21 protein-coding genes are annotated in these 25,363 nt (G+C 64.1%); 10 read left to right on the top strand and 11 right to left on the bottom strand.

Annotation, left to right across the window (positions count from 1 at the left end):
- A partial coding sequence (locus GSQ90_RS32315; protein WP_305848672.1) for an alpha-L-arabinofuranosidase C-terminal domain-containing protein occupies window positions 1-679 on the top strand: 679 nt, incomplete at its 5' end.
- Between the two features lie 15 nt (window positions 680-694).
- Here the strand turns inward: GSQ90_RS32315 and GSQ90_RS08215 are convergent.
- The 8 genes from GSQ90_RS08215 to GSQ90_RS08180 form a co-directional block, all read right to left on the bottom strand.
- Window positions 695-1,507 (bottom strand): phosphate/phosphite/phosphonate ABC transporter substrate-binding protein, encoded by an 813-nt coding sequence (locus GSQ90_RS08215; protein WP_158814347.1) that lies wholly within the window; start codon window positions 1,505-1,507, stop codon window positions 695-697.
- A 197-nt stretch (window positions 1,508-1,704) separates the two neighbouring features.
- Window positions 1,705-2,628 carry a fatty acid desaturase gene (locus GSQ90_RS08210; protein ID WP_158814346.1) on the bottom strand — a complete coding sequence of 308 codons (924 nt, stop codon included), beginning with the start codon at window positions 2,626-2,628 and terminating at the stop codon, window positions 1,705-1,707.
- A 142-nt stretch (window positions 2,629-2,770) separates the two neighbouring features.
- Window positions 2,771-3,754: a serine O-acetyltransferase EpsC gene (gene epsC / locus GSQ90_RS08205; protein ID WP_158814345.1), complete on the bottom strand. Its 984-nt coding sequence runs from the start codon at window positions 3,752-3,754 to the stop codon at window positions 2,771-2,773.
- Window positions 3,744-5,915 carry a family 2A encapsulin nanocompartment cargo protein cysteine desulfurase gene (locus tag GSQ90_RS08200; RefSeq protein WP_158814344.1) on the bottom strand — a complete coding sequence of 724 codons (2,172 nt, stop codon included), beginning with the start codon at window positions 5,913-5,915 and terminating at the stop codon, window positions 3,744-3,746. Before GSQ90_RS08200 ends, epsC begins: the two co-directional genes overlap by 11 nt.
- Entirely contained in the window at window positions 5,902-6,849 is a 948-nt protein-coding gene (locus GSQ90_RS08195) for a family 2A encapsulin nanocompartment shell protein (RefSeq protein ID WP_158814343.1), read from the bottom strand. Before GSQ90_RS08195 ends, GSQ90_RS08200 begins: the two co-directional genes overlap by 14 nt.
- Window positions 6,850-7,037: 188 nt before the next feature.
- Window positions 7,038-10,193, bottom strand: coding sequence for an efflux RND transporter permease subunit (locus tag GSQ90_RS08190; RefSeq protein WP_158814342.1), 3,156 nt, complete (start codon window positions 10,191-10,193; stop codon window positions 7,038-7,040).
- Entirely contained in the window at window positions 10,190-11,365 is a 1,176-nt protein-coding gene (locus GSQ90_RS08185; protein WP_158814341.1) for an efflux RND transporter periplasmic adaptor subunit, read from the bottom strand. Before GSQ90_RS08185 ends, GSQ90_RS08190 begins: the two co-directional genes overlap by 4 nt.
- Window positions 11,366-11,484: 119 nt before the next feature.
- Window positions 11,485-11,904: a hypothetical protein gene (locus GSQ90_RS08180; RefSeq protein WP_158814340.1), complete on the bottom strand. Its 420-nt coding sequence runs from the start codon at window positions 11,902-11,904 to the stop codon at window positions 11,485-11,487.
- A gap of 82 nt (window positions 11,905-11,986) precedes the next feature.
- Here GSQ90_RS08180 and GSQ90_RS08175 point away from each other — a divergent pair, with 82 nt between their 5' ends.
- Window positions 11,987-12,925 (top strand): LysR family transcriptional regulator, encoded by a 939-nt coding sequence (locus tag GSQ90_RS08175; protein ID WP_158814339.1) that lies wholly within the window; start codon window positions 11,987-11,989, stop codon window positions 12,923-12,925.
- Between the two features lie 164 nt (window positions 12,926-13,089).
- Entirely contained in the window at window positions 13,090-14,421 is a 1,332-nt protein-coding gene (locus tag GSQ90_RS08170) for an MFS transporter (RefSeq protein WP_246731475.1), read from the top strand.
- Between the two features lie 236 nt (window positions 14,422-14,657).
- Here the strand turns inward: GSQ90_RS08170 and GSQ90_RS08165 are convergent, their stop codons facing one another.
- Complete coding sequence (locus GSQ90_RS08165) at window positions 14,658-15,539, bottom strand: sigma-70 family RNA polymerase sigma factor (RefSeq protein WP_158814338.1); 882 nt, start codon at window positions 15,537-15,539, stop codon at window positions 14,658-14,660.
- Window positions 15,540-15,718: 179 nt separating this feature from the next.
- On the opposite strand from GSQ90_RS08165, the gene GSQ90_RS08160 reads away from it, so the two are divergent.
- A complete protein-coding gene (locus tag GSQ90_RS08160) occupies window positions 15,719-16,042 on the top strand; it encodes a hypothetical protein (protein WP_158814337.1) in 324 nt (107 codons plus the stop codon).
- 91 nt (window positions 16,043-16,133) lie between these two features.
- Here the strand turns inward: GSQ90_RS08160 and GSQ90_RS08155 are convergent, their stop codons facing one another.
- Window positions 16,134-16,796, bottom strand: a complete 663-nt coding sequence (locus GSQ90_RS08155) for a helix-turn-helix domain-containing protein (protein WP_158814336.1) — start codon at window positions 16,794-16,796, stop codon at window positions 16,134-16,136.
- A 300-nt stretch (window positions 16,797-17,096) separates the two neighbouring features.
- On the opposite strand from GSQ90_RS08155, the gene GSQ90_RS08150 reads away from it, so the two are divergent.
- From GSQ90_RS08150 to GSQ90_RS08135, 4 genes are all read left to right on the top strand, one after another.
- Window positions 17,097-18,182: an Ldh family oxidoreductase gene (locus tag GSQ90_RS08150; RefSeq protein WP_210254855.1), complete on the top strand. Its 1,086-nt coding sequence runs from the start codon at window positions 17,097-17,099 to the stop codon at window positions 18,180-18,182.
- A 9-nt stretch (window positions 18,183-18,191) separates the two neighbouring features.
- Window positions 18,192-18,848, top strand: coding sequence for a pyridoxamine 5'-phosphate oxidase family protein (locus GSQ90_RS08145; protein ID WP_158814335.1), 657 nt, complete (start codon window positions 18,192-18,194; stop codon window positions 18,846-18,848).
- Window positions 18,849-19,096: 248 nt separating this feature from the next.
- Window positions 19,097-19,582 carry a DUF3455 domain-containing protein gene (locus GSQ90_RS08140; RefSeq protein WP_371418342.1) on the top strand — a complete coding sequence of 162 codons (486 nt, stop codon included), beginning with the start codon at window positions 19,097-19,099 and terminating at the stop codon, window positions 19,580-19,582.
- Between the two features lie 1,207 nt (window positions 19,583-20,789).
- Window positions 20,790-22,001, top strand: coding sequence for a CaiB/BaiF CoA-transferase family protein (locus GSQ90_RS08135; RefSeq protein ID WP_158814333.1), 1,212 nt, complete (start codon window positions 20,790-20,792; stop codon window positions 21,999-22,001).
- Between the two features lie 10 nt (window positions 22,002-22,011).
- On the opposite strand, the gene GSQ90_RS08130 is transcribed toward GSQ90_RS08135, so the two are convergent.
- Complete coding sequence (locus GSQ90_RS08130; protein WP_158814332.1) at window positions 22,012-22,509, bottom strand: GNAT family N-acetyltransferase; 498 nt, start codon at window positions 22,507-22,509, stop codon at window positions 22,012-22,014.
- 317 nt (window positions 22,510-22,826) lie between these two features.
- Between GSQ90_RS08130 and GSQ90_RS08125 the strand changes: the two genes are divergently transcribed.
- Both GSQ90_RS08125 and GSQ90_RS08120 read left to right on the top strand, forming a co-directional pair.
- Window positions 22,827-23,882 (top strand): alpha/beta hydrolase family protein, encoded by a 1,056-nt coding sequence (locus GSQ90_RS08125; RefSeq protein WP_158814331.1) that lies wholly within the window; start codon window positions 22,827-22,829, stop codon window positions 23,880-23,882.
- Between the two features lie 165 nt (window positions 23,883-24,047).
- The gene (locus GSQ90_RS08120) at window positions 24,048-25,223 is read left to right on the top strand and encodes an OpgC family protein (protein ID WP_158814330.1); all 1,176 of its coding nucleotides are present in this window, start codon (window positions 24,048-24,050) and stop codon (window positions 25,221-25,223) included.
- Window positions 25,224-25,363: the final 140 nt, after the last annotated feature.

Here is a 25,363-nt window from a genome sequence, read left to right as displayed (position 1 = left end):
GACCCGCCGCTCGCCCAAGCGCATCATGCTCTCGCTCGACGAATGGAACGTCTGGTACAAAGCGCGCTCGCATTCGGATCTGCGCAAGCCCGGCTGGCCCGAGCATCCGCCGCTGATCGAGGAGGTCTACAATACCGAGGATGCGCTGCTGATCGGCGGCGCGCTGATCACGCTCCTCAACAATGCGGACCGCGTGAAGACCGCCTGCATCGCGCAATTGGTGAACATCATCGGGCCGATCATGACCGAGCCCGGCGGCCCCGCCTGGCGGCAGACGATTTTCCATCCCTTTGCGCTGACAACCCGCTATGCGCAGGGCAGGGTGCTGCGAACCCTCGCCAGCTCGCCGACCTATGCCGGCAAGGCCTCTCCCGAAATGCCCTATCTCCATGCCTGCGTCACCGAAGACGAAGCCACCGGGCAGATCGTGATCTTCGCCCTCAATCGCCATTTGCGCGAGGAGATGGACCTTGAGGTCGTCTTGCGCGGCTTTGGCGAGGATCGCCGCATCATCGACGCGCAGCAGGTGACCCACCCCAATATGAAGGCGGTGAACACCAAGGACGATCCTGACAATGTCGCCCCGCAGCCCATCAAGAACGTGGCGATCGACGGGCGCACTTTGAAGGCGAAGCTCGCGCCAGGCTCCTGGAATGTGATCGTCACTGGGGCGGCGTGAAGCCGGGCGGCGGCGTTAAGCGAGCGTCGGATATCCCGCCGCTATCGCGTCCTGCTCGATTCGCGCGACGCGATCGTAATCAGCGTCGCTGAGAATCTCGGCGCCGGCGAGCCCGAGCGTCGCACGCGGCGCTTTGAGCGCCGGATCTTCCAGCGCCGCAAAGAGCGCGGCGCGGACGGCGCCGAGGTGGGCCTTTGCGAGATCGGCGCTCATGATGAAAGGCAGCGCGGGCGAGCGCGGGCTATGCGCTATGGTCTCGACGTTTTGGGTCAGTTCGGGGCGCCAGTGCTGCAGCAGCGCAAAGCTCACACAATCGATGGCGGCGATGTCGGCTTCGCCCCCGCTCACCGCCGCCAGGCTCGCTTCATGCGAGCCGGTAACCATCACTTGTCCGAAGAAGGCGCGTCCTTGCGCGATGGGCGCGATCGTCGCGCGGAACAGATTCATGCCGCTGTTGCTGTCGCGCCCATTGATCGCTGCGCGCGCGCCGGCGAAATCGACAAGGGCGCGGCGCGTGCGTCGTATGTTTGCGACGATGACGCTGCGATGCGAGGAGCCTTGGCAGCCCGCGAAAGCATAGATCGGCGTCGCGATCAGCGCCACCGCTCCGCGCAATTGCTTGATATAGGGATAGCCGCAGGTCTGGCCGAAAATCAGCTTGGGGTTGCGCCAGATTTCGCGCAGGTCGCCGCCGCGCGAGAGGCCGTGCGGCGCATCGACGCCCGCGGCGCGCAGGCGCTCCGCCACGGCGGCCCATAACGCGTCATTGGCGGCCGCCGTCCAGGGAAAGTCATACATGCCCAGGGAGGCGACAAGCGCATCCGTCATGGCGCCGCGCCACTTCTCCCTCCCCCCCTGTGGGGGAGGGCCGGGGTGGGGGGGGCGCACTGCACTATCCGAAAAACGTGCATCAATTGTAACATATAGGTCGGCGCGCCCCCCCTCCCTAACCCTCCCCCACAAGGGGGGAGGGGATGCGCGGGAGTCCTTCAATTGAGCTGATGCCCGTGTCACCAGTTCACCGCCTATGGCGCGCCGGACCCGCGATGGGGATGCAGCGTTTGATCGTGCGGGCGCAGCAGATAGCGCGAGATCACGTCGAAATAGCCATCATAGACCAGCCCGCCATTGCGTTCGATCAGCGCCGCGCGATTGGCTTGATACCAGCGCGGCAGTACGTACCACGGCAGGGTGTGGCGCATGTGATGGGCGACATGCAGGTTGTTGAACAGGAACAGCGGCCCGAGAATCCATGATTTCTCAACGATCGCGGTGCGCCTTTCGACGACGCTTTCGGCGCGGTGCTCGGCGAAGGAGCGCACCATGGCGAGCGACGTGCCGGCATAGGCGAAGCAGAAGAGATAGGTCAGAATCGGCATGCGGCAGATTCCGACGACCCAGATCAAAACGACAATCATCTCGAGAATATGAAGGACCGCTTCGCGCAGAACCTTGCGATCGCCCGCCGCCATCCCGGCGATCTCCCTCTTCCATAGTTTGGCGCAGGCCCAGAACGGGCCGATCAGCACGCGGCCGAGCAGGGAGGATTGAAGGCGAACGATTCTACGGCCGAAACGGCCGAGTCCGTCCCAGTCTTCCTGTCGCCAATAATAGGATTCGGGATCGTCGAGCGGATCGGTCAGGCGCTCGTCATTGTGATGGGCGAGATGGGAATGGCGGTAATTTTCAAAAGGCAGCCACAGCGCCAGCGGCCATTGGCCGATCAGATTGTTGATCCATCGCTTGCGGGTGGGATGGCCGTGAATGATCTCGTGCTGCAGGCTCATGTGCCAAGCGGTGGTCCATGCGGCGACCAGGGTGAGCGCCCAAAAGGGCAGGTGAGCCCAGAACAAGGTCGCGGCGAACCACATCGCGTAGATGATCGCCGCAAGGGCGATCGTCGGCCATTCGATACGCGGCGTTAAAGTTGGAAAATCCTTTATTTCCATTGATTTTGAGTCCCAGTCTCACCCAATGAATCATTGAGTGGGGGTAGGCGCAAGAAAGAACTATGTTTTTCGCCAGCGAAAATATCGGCCCCCGCCCTTAATCATTCGCTAGGCGGGGTTCTGCGGGCCGCAAAAGACGGGGTCATTCCGTTTTGCCATTGTTGCGGGCCTGCGCCTGCGAGACATGGCTGCCCGGCGCGACGCCATGCGTCAGCCAGACATTGCCGCCGATCGTCGAGCCGCGTCCGATCGTGATGCGGCCCAGAATCGTCGCGCCGGCATAGATGACGACATCGTCCTCGATGATCGGATGCCGCGCGGCGCCTTTGACGAGCGCGCCATTCTCATCGGCGGGGAAGTGCCGCGCGCCGAGCGTCACCGCCTGATAGAGGCGCACGCGCTCGCCAATGACAGCCGTGGCGCCGATGACGACGCCGGTGCCGTGATCGATGAAGAAGCTGGCGCCGATCTCGGCGCCCGGGTGAATGTCGATGCCGGTCTTGGAATGGGCGATTTCGGAGACGAGGCGCGCCAGCAGCGGCGCGCCTAATTCATGTAGCGCATGGGCAAGCCGGTAATGGAGGATCGCCGTCATGCCGGGGTAGCCGAGCAGGATTTCCGGAAAACCCGCTGCCGCGGGGTCGCCCGCGAAGGCGGCGCGCAGATCGTTCACCAGCAGGCCGCGTATGGCGGGCAAGCGGGAGGCGAATTCGCGCGTGATCGCCTGGGCGCGGGCGGTCAGGTCGGCTTCGCTCGGTTCGCTTTCGCTGGCGAAGGAGAGACTGAGGCGCACCTGCTCGACGAGGCGCGCCAGCGCCTGGTTCAAGGTCGCGCCGACGAAATAATCCAGCGATTCGATCGCCAGCTCCGGCCCGCCGTAATGGGCGGGGAACAGCGAGGCCGCGAGCCCCTCGACGATCGCGGCGATCGCCTCGCGCGCCGGCGGGCGCCGGAACCGTCCTTTCGGACGGATATTATGCGTCACCTCGCGCGACATGCGCAGTTCGGCGACGACAGAATCGAGCTTCCAGCGCGAGGGGGCGCTGAGGTGCTGCGGCGCCAGCTCGTCGCCCGGCGCGGATTGCGCCGACAAGCCAAAGCCCGGTGATTTCGCGTCAACGCCCATTCAGGCCTCGTTGGCTGGCGATGCGATGCAGCGCCGCCGCGAGTGCATCGACGTCTTCTTTCGTATTGTAGAGCGCCAGCGAAGCGCGGACGCTGCTCTCAAGCCCAAAGCGGCGCAGGATCGGCTGCGCGCAATGATGGCCGGCGCGCACCGCGATGCCCTCGCGGTCAAGCGCCTGGCCGACGTCCTCGCTGCGGCAACCGTCAAGGACGAAGGAAATCACCGCCGCCTTCTCGCGCGGCGCGCCGATGATTTTGAGACCCGGCACGTCGCGCAGGGCCTCTTGCGCATAAAGCAGCAATTCGTGCTCGTACGCGGCGATCGTCGCCATGCCGATCGATTCGAGATAGTCGATCGCCGCGCCAAGTCCGACAGCGTCGGCGATATTGCCGGTGCCCGCCTCAAAACGCCCCGGCGGCGCCTGATAGACGGTCTTTTCGAAGGTGACGTCGGCGATCATATTGCCGCCGCCTTGCCAGGGCGGCGTGGCGGCGAGAACCTCCGGCTTGCCGTAAACGACGCCAATGCCGGTCGGCGCGAACATTTTGTGGCCGGAGAAGACGAAGAAATCGCAATCGAGTTCCTGCACGTTGATCGGCATATGGCAGATCGATTGCGCGCCATCGATTAAGACGCGGGCGCCGTGGCGATGGGCGATCGCGGTCATCTCGCGCGCTGGCGTGATCGTGCCGAGCGCGTTGGAAACCTGTGTGATCGCGACGATGCGCGTGCGCGGCCCGAGCAGCTTTTCATATTCGTCGAGCCGCACGTCGCCATTGTCGTCGACCGGAGCGACGCGCAATCGCGCGCCGCTCTCGGCCGCCAATTGCTGCCAGGGCACGATATTGGCGTGATGTTCGAGCCAGGTTATGACGATCTCGTCGCCTTCCTTGACATAACGACGGCCCCAGGATTGCGCGACGAGATTGATCCCCTCCGTTGCGCCGCGCACGAAGATGATGTCTTGCGGCGAGCCCGCGCCGATGAAGCGTTTGACCTTGTCGCGCGCGCCCTCATAGGCGTCGGTGGCCCTCGCCGCCAATGTGTGGGCGGCGCGGTGGATGTTGGAATTCTCGTTTTCGTAGAAATGCGACAGCCGGTCGATCACGCTGCGCGGCTTCTGGGTGGTGGCGCCGTTGTCGAGCCAGACCAGCGGGCGGCCGTGCACTTGGGTTTGCAGGATCGGGAAGTCGCGCTTGGCCGAACGGGCGTCGAACGGGCGGCGTGCGCCTTTGAAATCGGGGACCTGATCGGCCCGCAGGAGCAGGAATTCAGGCGCGACCGCCAATGGCCCGGCTGAAACTTCGGGCGCCTGGGCGGGCTGCGCGGGCTGGCCTGGCGTCGGCGCCGAACGTCCTTCGTTCAGGAAGTAATAGCCATCCGGCGCGACGCTGTCGGGGGCAGGGGCGGCGGCGCTGTCGCCCGGTGAGGCGAAGGCCAGAGCACTTTCGAGAAAGCGCGGCAGAGACCGCAAATCCGCTTCGGATGCGAAAGGCGAGCTCGGCGAGGCCGGCTGCGAAACCTGCGATGCGGGGGAAAACCCGGAGGAAGCCGATGGCGACGAAGCAATCGACGCCGTCGGCGTCTCGATCGGGTTGATCGGCGGCTGGGCTGGGGCTTCGGCGCCAAGCGCGGGAGCGGCGGGATGAGTGGGCGGCGCGGCTGCGAAGGTCAAAGCGCTTTCGAAAAAGCGCGGCAGCGCGCGCAAATCCGGCTCGGTCGCGAAAGGCGAGGTCGGGGAAGTGGGCTGCGCGACCTGAAGGAAGGCCGGAGGCGTGGGTTGCGAGAATGGCGCGGGCGGTGCGGATGGCGAAGAGGCGCCGCCGAACAACGGGCCGGGCGACGAGGAAGGGATCGCGGTCGGGGGGCCGTCGATTGGGCCCAGCGGCGGCTGGGCGGGCGCATAGGCGCCGAGCGTTGGCGTCGAGGGTTGCGCCGGCAGCGCATGCGGAGCGGGCAGCGTGGACGGCGCGGCGGGAGTCGCAGGCACAATTCCGCCAGCCGCGGGGGGCTGGCCGGGCAGGGCCTTGAACAAGGCGTTGGCCAGTTGCGCGATGACGCTGACGTCCGGGGCCGAAGAAGGCGCACCGGCGCCTGACGCCAAGGCGCCGGGATCGATCGGCGCCGCCAGCGAGGCTGGACCCGCGTCAGGCGTATTCATGGTAACGGCCGATCTCCACGTCCTCAAGCACGCCCAGCGCATCGTCAGTCAGGATCGCCGACGAGCAATAGAGCGAGATGAGATAGGAGGCGATCGCCTTGCGATTGATGCCCATGAAGCGCACGGACAGGCTCGGTGAAATTTCGCCAGGAACGCCGGGCTGAAACAGGCCGACGACGCCTTGTTTCTTCTCGCCGGTGCGCAATAACAGGATGCTGGTCTTGCCGCCGCCTTTCTTCGTCTCGTCGCTGATGTGCAGCTTGTCGGAGGGCACCAAAGGCAGGCCTCGCCATGTGAGAAACGGCGAGCCAAACAGCGTCACGGTGGGCGGGGGCACGCCGCGTCGCGTGCATTCGCGCCCGAAGGCCGCGATCGCGCGCGGATGGGCGAGGAAGAAGGCCGGCTCCTTCCAGACTTTGGCGATCAATTCGTCGAGATCGTCGGGGGTCGGCGCGCCCTTGCGGGTCTTGATGCGTTGCGCAGCCGCCGCATTGGGCAACAGGCCATATTCCTTATTGTTGATGAGTTCGCCTTCCTGGCGCTCCTTCACCTTCTCGATCAACAGGCGCAATTGCTCCTGGATCTGATCATAGGGATGGCTGTAGAGGTCGGACACGCGCGTCTGCACGTCGAGCACGGTCGTCACGGCGTTGAGGAAATACTCGCGCGGCGCTGAATCATAGTCGACGAAAGTCTCGGGTAGATCGGTGTCGCGGTCGCGGCGCGGGCTGCATTCCACATCCGCTGCGCCGTCGCCGGGATCCTTGACGCGGTTGAGGCGATAGATGCCGGCCTCGACCGGCGTCCAGGGCAGGAAATTGACCAACCAACGCGGCGAAATGCCGGCCCATTGCGCTCGCGTTTTCGTGGCGTTGGCGAGCTGGCGCGCCGCCGATTCGCTTAATGTGCGACGACCTTCGATTTCATCCGCCATCTGTTCCACCCCTTAAATTGGTCGATACGCCAACTCGAAAATTGTTCAACAGCCGGTATGCGTAAGACCAAGCCGCCGCCATAATTAGACAAGTTGGAAAGAAAGTCTATTGAATAAATAGAATTATTGGCGAAATTTGTCGAATCCATCGGCGGGCGAAGTCCGCGATGCGGAACCTGGTCTTGGCTCTACGGGGCTTTTTCAGGCCCGGGGGTCGCGGCCTGCGGGCGGCGAAACCTTGCATGCGTCGCCTCGCGCATGGACTGGAACGCGACATAGAGCATCGGGATCAGGAAGATGCCGATGCTGCTGGCGCCGAGCATGCCGGCGAATACGGCGGTGCCGACGCCGCGGCGCGACAGCATGGCGGCCCCTGTCGCGGTCACCAGCGGCAGCAGGCCCAGGATGAACGCGATGGAGGTCATCATAACCGCGCGAAACCGCTGGTGGGCGCCGATAATGGCGGCCTCGCGAATGGTTTTGCCTTGCTCGCGCTGCTCTTTGGCGAATTCGACGATCAGGATGCCGTTCTTGGCGGCGAGCGCGATCAGCACGACAAGGCCGATCTGGGCGTAGAGATCGAGCGGCAGTCCGGCGATCAGCAGGCCGATGAACGATCCGGCCACCCCGGCGCTCACCGACAGCAGCACCGGGATCGGGATCACCCAGCTTTCGTAAAGCGCGACCAGGAACAGATAGGCGAACAGGAGCGCGAGCGCGAGAATGGCGCCGGTCTGGCCGCTGGCCAACTGCTCCTGATAGGCGGTCCCGGTCCATTCGAAACCATAGCCAGCCGGCAAGGTGTTTGCGGAAACCTGCGCCATCGCCGTCTGCGCGTCGCCCGACGACACGCCCGGCGCCGGTCCGCCGCGCACCGTGATCGCGCGATAATTGTTGTAGCGCGAAAGCACTTGCGGCCCGACCACGATGCGAGCGCTGGCGATCGACCGCATCGGCACCATCTGGTTGCGGCTGTTGCGTACGAATATCTGCCAGATATCGCTGATATCGCGCCGGTCGGCCTGCTCGCCCTGCAAATTAACCTGCCAGGTCCGCCCGAACAGATTGAAGTTGTTGATGTAGATTCCGCCCAAAGTCGCCGACAGGGTATTGAACACCTCGCCGATCGCCACGCCCAGCGCCTGGGCCTTGTCGCGGTCGATGTCGAGGTAGATCGATGGATTGGTCGCGGTGAAAGTCGAGAACACCTGCGCCAGCTTGGGGTTGGAATTGGCGGCGCTGAGAAGGCCGCCCATGGCCGAGCTCATTTCCGCCGGAGCCTGTCCTTGCAGCGCTTCGAGCTCGTATTCAAAGCCGCCGCTGGTCGACAGCCCGATGATCGGGGGCAGGTTGACCGCGAAGGCTTGCGCGTCGCGAACCTGCGACAGCGCGCCGAAGGTGCGGCCAATGAGAGCATTGACCGAGGTGGCGACGCTGGCGCGATCGGCAAACGGCTTCAGCCGCACGACGATGAAATCGGCGTTTGGTTCGGACGCGCCGTCAAGAAACGAAAACCCGATGATCGACAGAACGTCGTTCACCCCAGGCAGTTGCGAGACCATTTTCTCGATCCTGGCGCTGACTTCGCTGGTGCGGGACACCGATGCGCCGTCGGGCAATTGCACGATGACGAAATAGGCCCCCTGGTCTTCCTGCGGCACGAAGCCTGACGGCGTCTTGCCGGCAAGGAAATAGATGCCGGCCCCGATGCCCGCCACCAGTACGACCGACAACACGGCGAACCGCACCAGACGGCGGACGAGCCCGGCATAACCGTCCCGCACATTATCGATGCCGCGCAGGACCATGCCCATCGGTCCCCGGCGGTGGCCGGAATGGGGACGCAGGAAGACCCCGCACAGGGCCGGCGACAAGGTCAGCGCGTTGATCGCCGAAATGACCATGGCGCAAGAGATCGTGACGGCGAACTGGCGAAACAGGGTGCCCGACAGGCCTGGGATGAATCCGATCGGCACGAAAACGGAGAGTAGGACGAGCGTGATGGCGATGATCGGCGCCGTGATCTGCTGCATCGCCTTCTTGGTGGCGTCGGCGGGGGAGAGATCCGGCTCCTCCTGCATCACGCGTTCGACATTCTCGACGACGACGATGGCGTCATCCACCACGATGCCGATCGCCAGCACCATCGCGAGCAACGACACGGTGTTGGCGCTGTATCCAAACGTCAGCAGACAGGCGAACGTGCCGATCAGCGACACTGGCACCGCGATGATCGGAATGATCGTCGCGCGAACGTTGCCCAGGAACAGGAACACCACGATCACGACCAGAACGAAAGCCTCGCTCAGGGTCTTTTCTACTTCGGCGATCGTGTCGGTGACGAAGGTGGTGCTGTCGTACACCACCTTGGCGTGCAGGCCTTTCGGGAATCGCGACTCCAGACGTTTCAGAGTCGCGCCCACGTCGGCCGCCGCGTTCACCGCATTGGCGCCCGGCGACAGGTAAGTGGCGATGGGAACGCCGGGCGCGCCGTTGATGCGCGCCTCGCTGTCCAGGTTTTGCGCCCCCAGCTCGACCCGCGCGACGTCGCTGACCCGCAGGACCGAGCCGTCGGGATTGCCGCGAATCACGATAGCGCCGAATTGCTCGGGCGTGACGAGACGCCCCTGCGTCTGCAGATTGAACTGGAATTGTTGGTCGTCGCCAATCGGGCGGGCGCCGATGCGGCCGATCGGGGCCACGACGTTCTGCGACTGGATGGCGGCGATGATGTCGTCGGGCGACAGATTCAGGCTGACCAGTCGCTTGATGTCGAACCAGACCCGCATCGAATAGTTCTGCTTGCCGAACAGACTGGCCTGCCCGACGCCGGGCGTGCGGGAGAGCTCGTCCAGCACGTTGATCGTCACGTAATTGGTGACGAAGAGCGGATCGAGCGCCTTGTCGTCGCTGTAGAAAACGATGAACTGCAGGATGGAGGACGACTTCTTGGCGACCGTCAGGCCTTCCAATTGCACCTGCGCCGGCAATTGGCTGAGCGCCGATTGCACGCGGTTGTTGACATTGACGGTGTTGATGTCGGGGTCGGTTCCCAGCGAAAAGCTGACGGTCAGCGTGTAGCTGCCGTCATTGCCGCTGCTCGAACTCATATAGATCGATTTGTCGACGCCGACGACCGACGCCTCGATCGGCTGCGCGACCGCCGCTTCGACCGTTTCGGCCGACGCGCCCGGATAGTTTGCCGTAACCTGTACCTGCGGCGGCACGATGTCGGGGAATTGCGCCACCGGAATGCGCAGCATCGACAAAGCGCCCGCGATGGTGATGACGATCGCGATGACGATCGCAAGCCGGGGTCGATTGACGAAAACGGATGAGATCATGGCGCCGCGCCCGGAGCCTTTTGCGGCGGCGGTCCGGCGCCGGCGGGGGCCGGATTGACCGGCTGTCCCGGCCGGGCGCGCTGGATTCCTTCGGTGATGACGCTGTCGCCCAGCTTCAACCCCGAAAGGATCGAGACGAGCGTGCCCGACGTCTGGCCAAGCTTCACCCGCGTCACGACCGCCTTGTTGTCCGCGTCCACCGTATAGACAAAATCGCCCTGCTGATCGGACATGACGGCGGCGCGGGGAATGGCGAGCAATTGCACCGGCTCGACGCCCTCGAGTTGCACGGTGACGAATTCGCCGTCGACGAGTTCGCGCACCGCATTGCCGTTGACCGTGTCGATTGTCGGATTGGCGATCGTGCCGCGCAGCGCGATAGTGTCGGTATTGGTCGCGATCGTGTTGTCGACGAAATCAACATGACCGGTCTGGCCGTACATGCGGCCGTCGGGCAGCTTCAGGTGAATCACGACGGCTGCGAAGCCGCCGGCGGACGCATATTTCTGCCGCAGCTCCAGTCCGGTGCGCGTGGATATGGAGAAGAGCACATACATCGGATCCTGGCCGACGATGGTCGCCAGCACGCCCGAACCGGGGCTGACCACATTGCCCGACGTGACGGCGGTGCGGCCGATCTTGCCCGCGATCGGCGAGCGGATTTCCGTGTAGTTCAGATTGATTTTCGAGGCGTCCAACTGCGCCTGCGCGCCGGCCAGCACCGCTTCATTGGACAATTGCGTCGCGCGCGCGCTGTCGACGGTCGATTGCTGACCGGCCGGCGTGTTGAGCAGCGTCTGCGCGCGCCCGAGGGTCAGGCCTGAAAGCTGCAACTGCGCCTGAGCCTGCTCCACCGCGGCTTGTTTGGCGGCGACATCGGCGGCGAACGGTCCCCGCTCCAGTTGATAGAGGAGGTCGCCCGGTTTGACTTCCGCGCCCTCGACGAATTTCTGTTCTTCCAGGAATGCGGTGACGCGGGCGACGAGGTCGACCCGGTTGATGGCCTGGACGCGGCCGACGAAGGAATTGGTTTCCGTGATCGGCAGCGTCTCCGCTTTCGTCACGCCGACGGCCGGCGGTCCCGAGGGCGGCCGCTGGGCGGCGGCGGGCGTGGCGAGCCCCAACATGGGCGCAAGCAGCAGGGGCAGAAATCGCACGCGACGATCGATCATGCAGGCTCCGCTTTATCAGACGTCGGCGGACCATATAGATGAAACGCTGCGCTTGAAACCGGGCGGCGAGTCGCCGATCCTGTTTTGACCGCGACAAATTGCGCAAATCAGCAAAAACCTCACGCCGGGCCTTGTCCCGCGCCAGATTTTCTCAGCGTAAAAATCGCGTAAAATTGAAGGCCGGCGATGACCAGCGGTCCGAGGATTTTCCCCGGATCGTTTTGGAAGGCGCCGATCGCCGCGTCGAACAATTGAATCGCGCCCGCCAGAGCGCCCAGGACGATGATGGCCGATGCGGATCTCTTGTAAATCGCCGCGAATGTCGCCAGCGCCAGCGGAATGGCGCGGGCCGCCGCATAAAGCGCGAACAGGAACGAGGCGTTTGTCGGGACGTAACCCAGGGGAAGGATGGATTTTGGGCTGACGAGCCCGACGATGGCGAAGCCGCTTGCGATCAAGACATCGAGCGCGGTGATCAGCGAAGCCACGCGCAGCGGCGTTGGTTCGAGCAAAAGCGTCTTCTGGATTCTTGATCGCATGGAAGGTCCCTCGCGCCGGCCTATCGCCCGGGCGGCGAAACCTGTATCCAGGAATGATCATGAACAAAACCAAATTGGATTCATGATCTCGATCGACAATGTTCATATTCGTCGCCTCGATCTGACGCTGCTGATCGTGTTCGAAATGCTGCTGAAAAAGCGCAGCATGAGCGCGGTCGTCGCCGAAATGGGGCTGACGCAATCGGCGGTCAGCCATGCCGTCGGACGCTTGCGATCGGTGTTCGACGACCGGCTCTTCGTCCGGAATGGCGCTGGCGTCGAGCCGACGGCGCGGGCGCTGCTTCTCGGCCCTCCTTTGGCCGAGGCGCTTGCGGCCGTGCGGGATGCGACCCAGATCGGCCGGCGTTTCGATCCGGCGACCGCCGTCCGACGCTTCGCCATAGCCGCCCCCGACACCGTGGTCGCCACGCTTGCCTCGGCCGTTCTGGCGCGGTTGGCGCAAGCGGCGCCGCGCTGCCAGATCGCCTTTCGCGCCTTTAGTCCCGAGAGCGCCGCGGCCGCGATCGTCGCCGGCGACGCCGATCTGGCGGTCGGCGTATTTCCCAATCCGCCGAGAGAGACGATCGGCAAGCCGATCGCGGCTGAGACCTTCGGCGTCGTCTCCAGGCGCGATCATCCCGCTATCCCCGGCGCGCTCGATCTCGATCTCTATTGCGCGCTCGATCATCTGCTGGTCTCGCAGGATCGCGACGCGCGCGGCGTGGTCGATATGGCGCTCGCCGGCCTTGGGCGAAAGCGCCGCATCGCAGCGACGATGCCCCAATTGCTGCTCGCCTTTGCGGCCGTGAGCCAATCCTCGGCGATCATCACCGCGCCGCTCAGCGCCTGCCGCTACGCGGCTTCGCTCTTCCCCGTGACGGTGCACATGTCGCCCCTAGATATTCCCGGCTTCGAACTGACGCTGCTGCGCCATCGCGACGGATTGGCTGATCCAGCGATCCAATGGCTTGCCGAACTTGTCACTGGGGCCCTTGCGACGGAACGTCCGGAAGGGAATTAGGCCAGCGCTTCCGTGGGGCGTCGCGCCGGCGGCGATGCGCCGGGATCACGAAATGATGAAGCGCCGTCCGCCGTATGGAGCTCGGATTTTGAAGCCATCGCACTAGCCGATGGCCGACGCGCCGGTTAGGGTTTCAAAAAAACAAGCGATGGCGAGGAGACATAATGCCCGAGATGCTGAAGGCGACGCCGCGTTTGAAGATGGTGCAGCGCGCCGCGCTGGCCATGCTGGTTGTCGCGGGCGTCATCAACTACATCGACCGCGCCACCCTGGCGGTCGCCAATCCGCTCATCCGCGAGGATCTGGGGCTGTCGATCGCGGATATGGGCTATCTGCTGTCCGCCTTCCTGTGGTCCTACGCTTTCGCGCAATTGCCGACCGGCGCGATGGTCGACAAGCTCGGGCCGCGCCTTCTGCTGACCTTGGGGCTGAGCCTCTGGTCCCTCGCGCAGGTTCTGGGCGGACTGGTGCGCGGGTTCGGCGAGTTCTTCGGCGCCCGCATCCTGCTTGGCATTGGCGAGGCGCCGCAATTTCCGACTGGCGCGCGCGTGGCGCGCGATTGGTTCAACCAGCGCGACCGCGGCCTCGCCACGGGCATCTTCAACTGCGCCTCGTCGCTGGGCACCGCCATCGCCGTTCCGCTGCTGACCTTCCTGATGCTGGCGTTCGGCTGGCGCACGATGTTCATGATCATGGGGATCGCCGGCCTTGCGATGGCGGCCCTCTGGTATTTCGCCTACCGCAACCCCGGCGATATCGCGCTCACGCCGGAGGAGAACGCCTACCGGACGCAGGGCGACCCGCCAGGCCAGCGCACGAAGGTGACATTCCGCGAGTGGAAGCTGTTGTTCCGCTTCCGCACCACCTGGGGCATGGTTCTGGGCTATTTCGGTTGCATCTATCTGACCTGGATCTACACGGCCTGGCTGCCAGGCTATCTCGAGATCGAGCGGCACATGAGCGTGAAATACACGGGCTGGGCGGCGGCCATTCCGTTCGCATGGGGCGTGGTCGGCGGCGTTCTGGGCGGCTATATCGCCGACATGCTGGTGCGCCGCGGCGTCGCGCCGATGAAGAGCCGCAGGTATCCGGCCGCGATCGCCTTGCTCGGAACCGCGGCCTGCACGATCGCGGCGGCCTATGTCAGCAGCAATGCGCTGGCGATCGCCTTCATCTCGGCGTCGCTGTTCCTCGTCTATGTCACCAGCACCTGCGCCTGGGCGCTGAGTTCGGTCGCCGCGCCGACCAATTGCACGGCCTCGATCGGCGCGATGCAGAATTTCGGCGGTTATCTCGGCGGCGCGCTGGCGCCTACCGTCACCGGCGTGATCGTTCAGACGACCGGCTCCTTCGTGCCGGCGCTGGTGGTCGGCGCGCTGATCGGCGTCGCTTCGGCGGCGTCCTATCTCTTCATCGTCGATCAACCGATCACGGCGACGGACATCGACGCCTTGTCGCATCCGGGGATTGCGCCCTTGCAGGCGGGCGGCGGCTAGCGCGAGATGAGAATTGATTGAAGCGAGCGGCCATCGGCGGCAGCTTCGTTATTGAGCCATTGTTCGCATGGAGGCATTTTTTCACCTCGGAAGGTTGGTCAAGTGCGCGCCAAAGGCGCGCCGCCTTCGGCGGTCGCCCGAAGGGCGACACTTGACGAACCTTCCGAGGTGAAACACGCTCCGCCATGCGAAACGATGGATCATCCTCGACCGTCTCGATCAAAAATCATCATGCTTTAGAAGCGCGCGACGATCAGGCTCTCCATCGCATAGGGCGCGAAGCGGAAGTCGCGGATCGCCGCGATCTTTCCGTCCGTCCAGTCAAGCAGCACGACATAGCCGACTGCGCCGGCCGGGTCGGCGGGATTGCTGACCAGCAATGCGGGGCGACCTTCCGCCAGGCCCGGCGCGAACCGCCAGTCGGCGCTCTCGGCATAACGGCTGAAATAGACCGAGACATCCTTGCGGCCGGCGAGGCGCGTCTTGTTCACCAGATCGAGCCGCACATCCTCGGCGAGGAGGTCGCGCAAGGCGTCGAAGTTGCGCGCATTGAACTCATCGGCATAAGCGCGCAGCCGTTCGCGCTCCGCCGCGCTCAAGATCGGCGTCGATCGTTCGGGCGCGCCCGCCAACGCCTTCAGCCGGGCGCGGGCGCGGTGCAGGGCGGCTTTCACGGCAGGGAGGCTGACGTTGAGGATTTCGACCGTCTCGCCCAGGGAATAGCCGAGCACGTCCATCAATACGACGCTTGAGCGCTGCGCGGCGGGCAGGTTCATGAAGGCGGCGAGGCTGGCGGCGGCCGCCACGCGCGCATCGGCGGCGGCGCTGGAATCGGCCAGATCGCCGATGTCGATATCGGAGCGGACCGCCGCCTGCCGCTTGCGTCGGCGCAAGGCGTCGAGCGCCGCATTATGGGCGATGCGGAACAGCCAGCTTTCCGGCCGCTCGATCGCGCCGGCGGCGGGAAACGCCTCCGCCGCCTTGGCGAGCGCCTCCTGAACCACGTCTTCGCCATCGACCGCCGAGCCGACCATACGCGCGCAATAACGGTGCAGGCGCGGGCGCAGTTCGGCCATCAGCCGGCCGAAGGCTTCCGGCTTCAAGCTCGCATCCGCCATGCCCGTTCCTTTCCTTGCCGCCGCCGGGCGGCGAACCCATAGCCCTCAAGACGCTGGCTCCCGGGCAAAGGATTCGGCGCCGGGAAAATTTTTCTCGCTCCCGAATCCTTCGCGCCCGTCCAGGCGTCTCTCAATTTATCGGCGCCATTCGCGCCGCCGACCGCAAAAGGATCAAGACCATGCAGAGAGTGACACTGGTGCGCTACAAGGCCAAGCCGGATCGCGCCGACGAAAACGAGGCTTTATCCCGGGCGGTTTTCGCCGAACTCCGAGCGACCACGCCGGACCATGTGGCTTATGCTTTGTTCAGGGACGGCGCGGACTTCGTCCATGTCTTCATCAACACGCAGACGGACGATTCCAGTCCCGTAACGGAGCTTCCAAGCTTCAAGGCCTTTGCGAAGGACGTGAATGCGCGCTGCGAGGCGCCGCCGGAGACGACGCGGCTGAGCCTGCGCCTTATCGAATCCTATGGGCTGACGTCGGCGATGGCGCCGGCCTGAGCGGCCGACGGTCTGGCGCCTCGTCCCTTTCCTCGCGGGAGGGAAGAGGCGCTGGTTCGCAGCAGATGGATAGTCCGCCCACGTTCTTCGACTAAGCGATCGATTCCGGCCAAGCGTCATCCGTCGAGGCGTCGGAATTTCCGGGCATCGTCAAGTTCCACCATTCCGGCTCAAGCCTTTCCGCATTGGGCCGGGTGACGGTCATCAGGATATGGGCGGTCTTGGCTCCGACCCGCTCCGCCCGATGCGGCAGCTCGGAATCGAGGAGTATTCCGTCCCCCGCCTTGAGGCGGTGGCGTTCTTCGCCAACATAAAAATCCACCTCCCCTTGAAGCACATAACAATGTTCCTGTCCGGGATGCGAGACGAGCGTCTTCATCTGCTCGTTTTCGGGCAGGATGAGATGGAAAACATTGAAGGCGTCTAGCGGAGCCCCGCCGACCAGGTGTCGCCATCGATATCCCGTCGCCTCGACTTCCTCGAACGCCTGCCCACGCGAAGTATGCGCTTGGACCGATGTTTTGGCTGGCGCCGGCTTCTTGTCGAACAGGTCCGTCACCGTGATGGAAAGCACGTCGCAGAGACGAACCAGATTCATCACCGAAACTGCGATGGAGCCATGTTCGATCCGCGACAGAGAACTCTCGGATAGGTTCGTTTTGGCGGCGACTTCGGCCAATCGCAGATTGGATTTCAAACGAGCGGCCCGCAGACGCTTGCCGATTTCTATCAGCGTATCGCCTGACTTGTTCATCGCAATGAGATCACCCTCCAGCAAGGCCTCCGCGCTGCCTCAATACACTCATTTTCTGGGCGGGGCATCACGGCTCCTACAAGCGCAAAATTGCGTCCCGCGCAAAAAATACTTGCTTATGACGCAATTTTATGGTGCTTGTCGAACCGTGGAGCGGGCCGGGCGCATGAGAGGGCGGCCTGGAGAATGGATCGCTCAGCCGCAATCCCCGGGATTCGTCTCACATTTTTCACGGCCGTTCGTCGCTGTTCCGGCGTTGCGCGCGCATGACCCTCGATAGGGTTCTGGAAGGAAAAGCCTATGAACGGCACGGTATCGATGAGCCTCCCGGAGGTGCATGCGACGGCCAAGGCGCTTCTGCTCGCGCAGGGCTTCAACCAGGCGCATTCGGACGCTATCGCCAATACGGTCACGGCGGCCGAGCGCGATGAATGCCGCCATCATGGATTGTTCAGGATCCCGTTCTACGTCAGCGCACTTTTAGCAGGCCAGGCGTCTCCCGATGCCGAGCCGACGCTCACCAGGTTGGCGCCCGGAATCATGAAAGTCGACGCCCATTACGGTTTTTCGCCGCTGGCGCTGGAGCGCGGCGACGAGCCGCTCGCGGAACTCGCGCGGGAACAAGGCATCGCAGCGCTGGTGGTGAACAATGCTCTCAACGTCGCGGCGCTCTGGCCGGAAGTGGAGCGGCTCGCCGAGCGGGGGCTCGTCGGCTTCGCCTATGTATCGGCGGCGCCCTATGTCGCGCCGGCGGGTGGGACGAAGCCGCTTTTTGGCACGAACCCAATGGCGTTCAGTTGGCCGCGCGCGGGCAAGCCCCCCTTGGTCTTCGACCAGGCGGCCAGCGCAAGCGCCCGCGGCGAGATTCAAATTCGCCTGCGCGATGGCCGCGAATTGCCGGAAGGTTGGGCGATCGGCCCGGACGGGCGCCCGACGACCGACCCGGAGACGGCTCTTGCTGGGGCCCAGCTTCCCTTTGGCGGCGTCAAAGGGTCTTCGCTTGCCTTGATGGTGGAGCTACTGGCAGGCCCGCTCATGGGCGACGCCTTGAGCTTTGAAGCGGGCGAGCGCGACAAGGCGGCCACCGGCGCGCCGTGCGGAGGCGAATTGATCGTCGCCATCGATCCCGCACGCTGCATTCAAAACGGAAATCGCGCCGCCCAGCTCGCTCATGCGGAGCTGCTGTTCGAAAAGATCCTCGAACAGGAGGGAACGCGGCTACCTTCCGATCGCCGATACCAGGCGCGCGCCCGAACGGCGGCGAGCGGGGTGACCATTCCCCAATCTCTCTTCGATACGCTGCAGAAATTCATGAAGGGACAGACCGTCGATCGGCGCCCAGCCTACGAAGGCGATGCGTTGATCAGGGCGGCCGCTGGCGCTTAGGAGTCGACCATGAACGAGGCTGCGACAAGCTACGAGCCCACCGACAGGACCCGGGTTCGCCGCCGCGCCGAACGCGGAGTTTATAATCGCGAGGTCGTGCATAAAATCATCGACGAAGCGCTGTTGTGCCATGTCGGGTTCGTCGTCGACGGCCAGCCTCGCGTTATCCCGACCGCCATCGCCCGCATCGGCGAGGACGTCTACATTCACGGCAGCCCGAACAATCAAATGCTCACGACGCTGGCGTCTGGAGCGCCGGCCTGCCTGACCATAACCTTGGTCGATTCCATCGTGGCGGGACGATCGGGCTTCGGTTGCAGCATGGACTACCGCTCCGTCGTCATTTTCTCCAGCGCGGAACAGGTGATCGACGCGGGTGAAAAATCTCGCATCATCGCCGCGATTGTCCAGGACATCATCCCCAGCCACGTCGTCCGGCCGCCGAAAGAGAAAGAATTAGCCGCGACGGTCATTCTTCGTTTTCCGCTGACGGAAGTATCGGCGAAAGTGCGCGATGTCGGCGTGCGCGATGTCGAGGAGGACTACGAACTGGACTCGTGGGCGGGCGTCATCCCTCTCCGGCTCAGCGCACAGGCCGTTCGAGATTGTCCGCGGCTCAAACCGAGCGTCCGCACGCCGAGTTACGCGAAGGACTACAAGCGATAAGCGGGCTGAGGGGAGAAGGGCGCCGACCGGCTTCGTCGTTCGACTGCCACGATTACGTCATGCGTGTCGTGTCCGGCAACATTCGCCATCGACAGGCTCGACATGCGTCGCTTGCGGTTTCCCGGGCCGCAGAATAACCAAACCATCGGCGCAGAGGCGCAGCGATTTCCGGGGAGCATTTCATGCGAGAATCCAGTTCTGGGCGTTCTCAACGCGAACGTGATCCCTTTTGGCCCGGGATCGCTCGTGTGGCCGTCATCGCTGTGTCCGCCGCGCTGACAAGCTCGACTGTCGCCGGCGCGCAGGAATTGCCCGCGTCGATCCAGGCGCCGGGCGAGACGGCGCTGCTGAAGGTTCATGCAGAAGGCGCGCAAGTCTATGAATGCGCGGCGGACGCGGCCGGCAAGCTCGCCTGGCTGTTTCGAGAGCCGATCGCGACTTTGTTCCAGGACGGAAAAACCGTCGGCCGCCATTATGCCGGACCGAAATGGGAGCTGACCGATACCAGCGGCGTGCAAGGCAAAGTGGAGGCGAAGGCGCCCGGCGCTACGACGGCCGACATCGCGTGGTTGAAGCTTGCCGCCGCCGTCCATTTTGGCCAGGGGGCGCTCGACGCCGCCATGACGATTCAGCGCATCAACACACATGGCGGCGCGCTTGACGGCCCCTGCGAGGCCGCCGGGACGTTTCGCAGCGTCGCTTATTCCGCCGATTACGTGTTTTTGAAGAAGTGATCGCGAGGAATGCGCAGCGGCGAGGGCGGTCGCTGACTGCGCTTGGCTGCGGCCGTCCCGGTTTCCTGGCTTCGAAATTCTAACGAGACGCGGCCCCGCATGCGCCCTGTTGACATGGGCGGCGACTTATGGGAACAGATAGGGAACAAAATCGGAGCGCGGCCATGGTCCAATACAAGCTGCCAGACAAGATCGACAATCCGGGTCCGCTGCTGGGCGCGATGAGGGCGCGCCGGCAGGCGATGGTCGCGATGCGGAAGCCGGCCTTAGGCCCTGGCCCGATGGCTGACAAACGCGAAAGACCCTGCCGACATGTGGCGGGCGCCACAACATTCCGGCCGGCGGGGGGCTATTGGTTACTCATGCAACGGGTCGTCGCGACCCCAGGGCCGAGCCGCCGGAGGCTTCCGTGGATCACACTTCAAGCAACAACGTTTTCAATATCCTGTTCATCCTGACGTTCTTTGCGAGCGTCGCCGTCACGGTGCTGCGGTTCGGCTGAAAGCAACTGCGCTCCGGCGCTATTTGGAGGCTGATATGTTCATCGCTATCGCACTTTTCGCCATTTCGGCTGCCATTGCGGTCTTCGCCGTTGCGCTTTGGCACGATGCGCCATTGCCTGACGAGGGTGGGTTCTGAACGTCCTTCTCGCTACGAGTGGCCGCCTGGTTTGCGAACACTCTATGTCCGGAGAGACGAAATCACGGCGCGGCCCCGCTCTTTGTCCCTCATCTACGTAACTCGATTTCGTTGATGGATCGGGGCGTCGGCAAGCGACGGGTATTCTGTTTTGTAGAATAATTTACTTTATGATCCTGTTTTTCAGTTATATGCTATGTCCGTGTTTGATCTTGCCGCGCTGGGCGGCCTGATGACTTCGGGCGTCTCACGTTGTGGCCTGGAGCGCCTATTTCCGACGAGAAATTTCGCGATGGAAGGCCGAAGGGGGTTAAGGCTTTGATATCGCTCGTTTCGCGGAAGCTTATGCTCTTCCGCGAGGGTGAGAATCAAAGACTTAGCGCCGTTTTGGATGGGTCCTATGGGTTCCTTTGGGCGCTCTGGCTATTCCGCGGGCTATTCCAGGTCCGATTGAGCCGCCTTCGGGGGCGTCGCATGAGAAAGCCGCCTGAAACGGTTGCGCGCCGCCGCGCGCTCCGGCAAACCTCCGCGTGACGATCAATCCCGAGATCCGACACGGAGCCTCCATTTGAAACCGCTGGAAGGACTGAAAGTCCTCGAACTCGCGCGCATCCTCGCCGGTCCCTGGGCGGGACAGACGCTCGCCGATCTCGGCGCCGACGTCATCAAGGCGGAGCGGCCGGGCGCGGGCGACGACACGCGCGTCTGGGGCCCGCCCTTCATCGCCGGCGATGAGGGCGAGCGGCTCGACGCCGCTTACTTTCATTCCTGCAATCGCGGCAAGCGCTCGATCGCCATCGATTTCGAAAAGCCCGAGGGTCAGGCGATCATTCGTCAGCTCGCCGCGCGCTCCGATGTGCTGATCGAGAACTTCAAGACCGGGGGGTTGAGCAAATACGGCCTCGACTATGAAAGCCTGAAGGCGATCAATCCGAAGCTGATCTATTGCTCGATCACCGGCTTTGGCCAGACCGGCCCCTATGCCGCGCGCGCCGGCTATGACTTCATCATCCAGGGCATGGCCGGCATGATGGATCTGACCGGCGATCCCGACGGCGAGCCGCAAAAATCCGGCGTCGCCATCGCCGATATTTTCACGGCGCTCTATAGCGTGGTCGCCATTCAGTCGGCGCTGGTGCGCCGGGCGATTACCGGCGAGGGCGCCTATATCGATATGGCGCTGATGGATACGCAGGTCAGCGTCCTCGCCAATCAGGCGCTCAACTTTCTGGTCTCGGGCCGAGCGCCGCGCCGGCTCGGCAACGCCCATCCCAATATCGTGCCTTATCAGGTCTTTCGCGTCGCGGACGGCCATATCATCATCGCCACCGGCAACGACCGGCAGACTCGTGATCTCTGCCGCATTCTCGGGCTGGGCGGGCTCGCCGACGATCCGCGCTTCGCCTCCAACGCCCAGCGCGTCGCCAATCGCGTCGCCTTCGTCGCGCTTCTTGAGGAGGCGTGCCAAAAGTTCAGCAGCGCCGCGCTGCTCGCCGCGCTGGAAAAAGCCGCCGTGCCGGCAGGGCCGATCAATTCGATCGCCGAAGTCTTCGCCGACCCCCAGGTGGTTGCGCGCGCGCTGCGCATCGATCTGCCCGCCAGCGGCGCCTCCGGGGGAACCGTCCCATCGATTCGCGCGCCGATCATGATCGACGGCATGGCGATGGCGGCGCCGACCGCCGCGCCGCGCCTTGGCGAGCATACGCAGCGCGTCCTGGCGGAACTGGGCATGACGGAGGGCGAGATCGCCGCGTTGCGGGGCAACGAAGTCATCGGCTGAGGCGGAGCGTCTATCGCCCGAAAACCGACCCGCTCACGCCCTCGAAAGCGCCAGGCTCGATCTCGCAATAGAGAACCCGCGCCGGATCGACTGGCCCCGGCATTTGCAGGCGGCCGGCTGGCGCGCGCTTGAAGCCCATGCGCGCATAATAGGGCTCGTCGCCGACCAATATCGAGAGCTTGGCGCCCGCCTGCCTGGCCGCCTCCAGCGAGCGCGTGACCAGCGCTTCGCCGATGCCCTGCGAACGAAACACCGGCTCGACGATCAGCGGCCCCAGCAGCAAAGCCGGCGTCTCGCCAATGAGGATCGGCGTCATCCGGTTGGCGCCGACCAGCAGCGTGCCGACGCGGGCGACAAAAGACAGCGTCGGGTCCGGCTCCGCCTCCTCGCGCAGCCGGTAGGCGGTTTTGGCGAAACGGCCGGGCCCGAAGACGCGTTCGTTCAGCCGCTCGATCGCCTCGACGTCGGCGGGCGTTTCAGGTTCGATAAGCAAGGGAATATCGGACATGTCGATTCATCTGCTCGCGTCGGATGGGGAAGGCGATCGGCGCCGACCGCGACCGGCGGCGTTCGGCGGGCGCCGGAAAGTCGGCCCGCCGCGCTCTATCATGGACCAAGCGACCGGCGGAAGGGGGACTTGCGACAAGGGAGAGTTGGCGACAAGGGAGAGTTGGCGACAAGGGAGAGTTGGCGACCAGGCAGATTCGGCGGCGACGGCGACGATTGATTGTCGCAGCGCCGACAATACGGACAAAGCGCCAAAATTACGCTATTATTTCAACCTAACGGGACCATCCGCCGATATTGCAACCGTCCAGGAGCTCCATGCGCCCCGCCTCCTTTTTCGCACGGCTCGCCTTCGCGCGAGCCAGGGTTCTCGCCTGCGTTTTCATTGTCTGCGGCGCCATCGCCGCGCCAGCCTCGGCATATGCAAGTACGGTTGAGGCGTTTGCAATACCGAGCGCCGCTTTAGGGCGCCCGCTTGATGTGTCGGTTTATCGGCCTGACGGGGCGCCGCCCGCGGCGGGCTGGCCGGTGCTTTATCTGCTGCACGGTCTCCATGGCTGCTTTCGCGATTGGGCGTCGCTTGGGGGCGTCCAGAAGACGCTTGACCGGTTGATCGCATCGGGGCGCATCAAGCCGATGCTGGTGGTGATGCCGGATGGGGCCAATAGCTGGTATGTCGATTCCGCCGCGATCGGCGGTCCAGGCAATTACCAGACCGCGATGCTCGACGACTTGCCCAATGCGATCGAGCGCCTGTTGCCCGCCCAGCGCGAACGTGGCGGCCGGGCGATCGCCGGCTTGTCGATGGGCGGTTTCGGCGCCTTGCGCCTCGCGCTGACGCGGCCGGATCGCTACGTCGCCGTCGCCAGCCTTTCCGGCGCGATCTGGCAGAACGCGCCGTCGGCTGGCCTCGACCGCGGCGCGATTCGCGACGCCGACGGCGGCTATTTTCGACGCGTCGACGCGGCGACCGTGGTCAGCGGCATCGACGCCCCTCCGGCGGGCGACCATTTTGGCGCTGCTTTTGGCGTTCCATTCGACGCCAGGCGGTTCAACGCCGCCAATGTATTCACGCTGCTGGCGCAGCAGCTTCGCGCCGGCGCCGAACTTCCTGCGATCTACCTGACCGTCGGCGACCACGATAGCCATGATCTGTGGCGCGGCTCCATAGCGTTTTACGAGACTCTCATGGCGGATGGCGTCGACGTTGATTTTCGCGTCACCGGCGGCGATCATGTCTGGGCGCTTTGGCGGCAATCCATCGAAGATGCGCTGGTTTTCGTCGATTCGAAATTCAACGACGCCCAGCCGGGCAAGATCGCGGTCGGTTTGCCGACGCCCAAATTCGCAGGGGCCGCAGCGACGATCAAATAAAGGCGTCGGCCGCGGCTCGAGGTCCGCGAGCGTCGCGTCTTTGTTCAACTATTGTTGTTCCGCGGCGCCGCGATATCGCCGGAACATTGGGCTTTCATACCGGTTCTGAACGGAACGCCTCGACGGACCCATGTCCTCCGGCGGTGTTCGGCTGACAGGTGCGGAATGACGCAGCAAGGACGCCTCGACGGCATCGATTTCTGGCGCGGTTGTGTCTTGTGCACGATCTTCGTCGACCATATGCCGGGCAATGTGTTTGAGAATGCGACGCCGCGCAATTTTGGCTTCTCGGATGCGGCCGAAGCCTTCGTGTTCCTGTCCGGCGTATCGATCGCGCTCGCCTATGGCAGGCATTTTTCGGTTGGCGAAAGGCTGAAAACCTTGCGCGGGCTCGGCCGGCGCGCCCTAAAGCTCTATGGCGCGCATATCGGCCTGTCGCTTGTCGCGCTGGCGATCTTCTTTAGCGGCGCGGCTTGGGCTGGCAAACCCGATTTGCTCGAAGTTCATGGCCGAGACCTGTTTGTCGACAATCCCGGCCTGGGGCTGATCGGGCTCGCATCGCTCGGGCATCAATTGGGATATTTCAATATCCTGCCGCTTTATATGATCCTAATCCTGTGCGTCCCTGCATTATTGTCCCTGGCGGCGGTCGATTGGCGGCTGATGCTCGTCAGCTCGGGGCTCGTCTATGGACTGGCCCGGTTTTACCAATGGAATCTCCCGAACTGGCCCGATTCCGGCGCATGGTTCTTCGATCCCTTCGCGTGGCAATTCCTGTTCGCCATTGGCATTGCCGTCGGTCTCAATCTTCGCGCGGGTCCCGTCCCGCGATCGCGCCCGCTGGCGGCGGTCGCCGCTTTGATCGTGCTCGCCAGCGCGCTGGTGGTGACCCATGGCTTCTGGACGTCGCCCGATGTTTGGCCGCAAGGGTTCTGGGAATCCGTGCGTGGAAAGCTTGATCTCGACAAGTCGCAGCTTGGCTTCGTGCGGCTGGTTCATTTTCTGGCGCTCGCCTATCTCATCTACGCGCTGCGGCTCGCGAGCTGGCTGCGCGGCTTGCCTCTTTACGGCCCATTGACCCTTCTTGGCCGCAATAGCCTGTGGGTCTTCGTGCTGGTGTCCCTCTTCAGCGCGATCTGGCAGGTGCTGGTCGAGATGGTGGATCGCACGATCGGGATCGATATCGCGTTCGCCGGCGTCGGTCTCGCGATCATCTATGCCGCCGCGCGTGTGATCGATGGGACAGGCGGCGGCGCCCCCGGGGCGACATCAACGCCGTGTCAGTCGGCGACGCCGCAGACCGGTCTTTTCGAAGCGCCGCTTCGGGGATTGCCAAACTAACCCTTGCCGACCCACCGCACGCTGGACGGCGCCGTCGTTGCGGCGTTCGGCGACAGGGCTCTTATCGCGTTAGCTGTTGGTATGGCCCCATGCCAATGGCGCTGGAGATCCAGTTCTCCGGATTGGCCTGTGGTCCCCAC

Origin of the sequence: Methylocapsa sp. S129 (assembly GCF_009765995.1) — a bacterium.
GTDB lineage: Bacteria > Pseudomonadota > Alphaproteobacteria > Rhizobiales > Beijerinckiaceae > Roseiarcus.
This window is presented reverse-complemented; position numbering and strand designations above follow the sequence as displayed.

Coding starts and splice junctions, on each gene's coding strand:
- GSQ90_RS08215 (WP_158814347.1), bottom strand. CDS start 1,507: ATGACGGATGCGCTTGTCGCCTCCCTGGGCATGTATGACTTTCCCTGG.
- GSQ90_RS08210 (WP_158814346.1), bottom strand. CDS start 2,628: ATGGAAATAAAGGATTTTCCAACTTTAACGCCGCGTATCGAATGGCCG.
- epsC (WP_158814345.1), bottom strand. CDS start 3,754: ATGGGCGTTGACGCGAAATCACCGGGCTTTGGCTTGTCGGCGCAATCC.
- GSQ90_RS08200 (WP_158814344.1), bottom strand. CDS start 5,915: ATGAATACGCCTGACGCGGGTCCAGCCTCGCTGGCGGCGCCGATCGAT.
- GSQ90_RS08195 (WP_158814343.1), bottom strand. CDS start 6,849: ATGGCGGATGAAATCGAAGGTCGTCGCACATTAAGCGAATCGGCGGCG.
- GSQ90_RS08190 (WP_158814342.1), bottom strand. CDS start 10,193: ATGATCTCATCCGTTTTCGTCAATCGACCCCGGCTTGCGATCGTCATC.
- GSQ90_RS08185 (WP_158814341.1), bottom strand. CDS start 11,365: ATGATCGATCGTCGCGTGCGATTTCTGCCCCTGCTGCTTGCGCCCATG.
- GSQ90_RS08180 (WP_158814340.1), bottom strand. CDS start 11,904: ATGCGATCAAGAATCCAGAAGACGCTTTTGCTCGAACCAACGCCGCTG.
- GSQ90_RS08175 (WP_158814339.1), top strand. CDS start 11,987: ATGATCTCGATCGACAATGTTCATATTCGTCGCCTCGATCTGACGCTG.
- GSQ90_RS08170 (WP_246731475.1), top strand. CDS start 13,090: ATGCCCGAGATGCTGAAGGCGACGCCGCGTTTGAAGATGGTGCAGCGC.
- GSQ90_RS08165 (WP_158814338.1), bottom strand. CDS start 15,539: ATGGCGGATGCGAGCTTGAAGCCGGAAGCCTTCGGCCGGCTGATGGCC.
- GSQ90_RS08160 (WP_158814337.1), top strand. CDS start 15,719: ATGCAGAGAGTGACACTGGTGCGCTACAAGGCCAAGCCGGATCGCGCC.
- GSQ90_RS08155 (WP_158814336.1), bottom strand. CDS start 16,796: ATGAACAAGTCAGGCGATACGCTGATAGAAATCGGCAAGCGTCTGCGG.
- GSQ90_RS08150 (WP_210254855.1), top strand. CDS start 17,097: ATGAACGGCACGGTATCGATGAGCCTCCCGGAGGTGCATGCGACGGCC.
- GSQ90_RS08145 (WP_158814335.1), top strand. CDS start 18,192: ATGAACGAGGCTGCGACAAGCTACGAGCCCACCGACAGGACCCGGGTT.
- GSQ90_RS08130 (WP_158814332.1), bottom strand. CDS start 22,509: ATGTCCGATATTCCCTTGCTTATCGAACCTGAAACGCCCGCCGACGTC.
- GSQ90_RS08125 (WP_158814331.1), top strand. CDS start 22,827: ATGCGCCCCGCCTCCTTTTTCGCACGGCTCGCCTTCGCGCGAGCCAGG.
- GSQ90_RS08120 (WP_158814330.1), top strand. CDS start 24,048: ATGACGCAGCAAGGACGCCTCGACGGCATCGATTTCTGGCGCGGTTGT.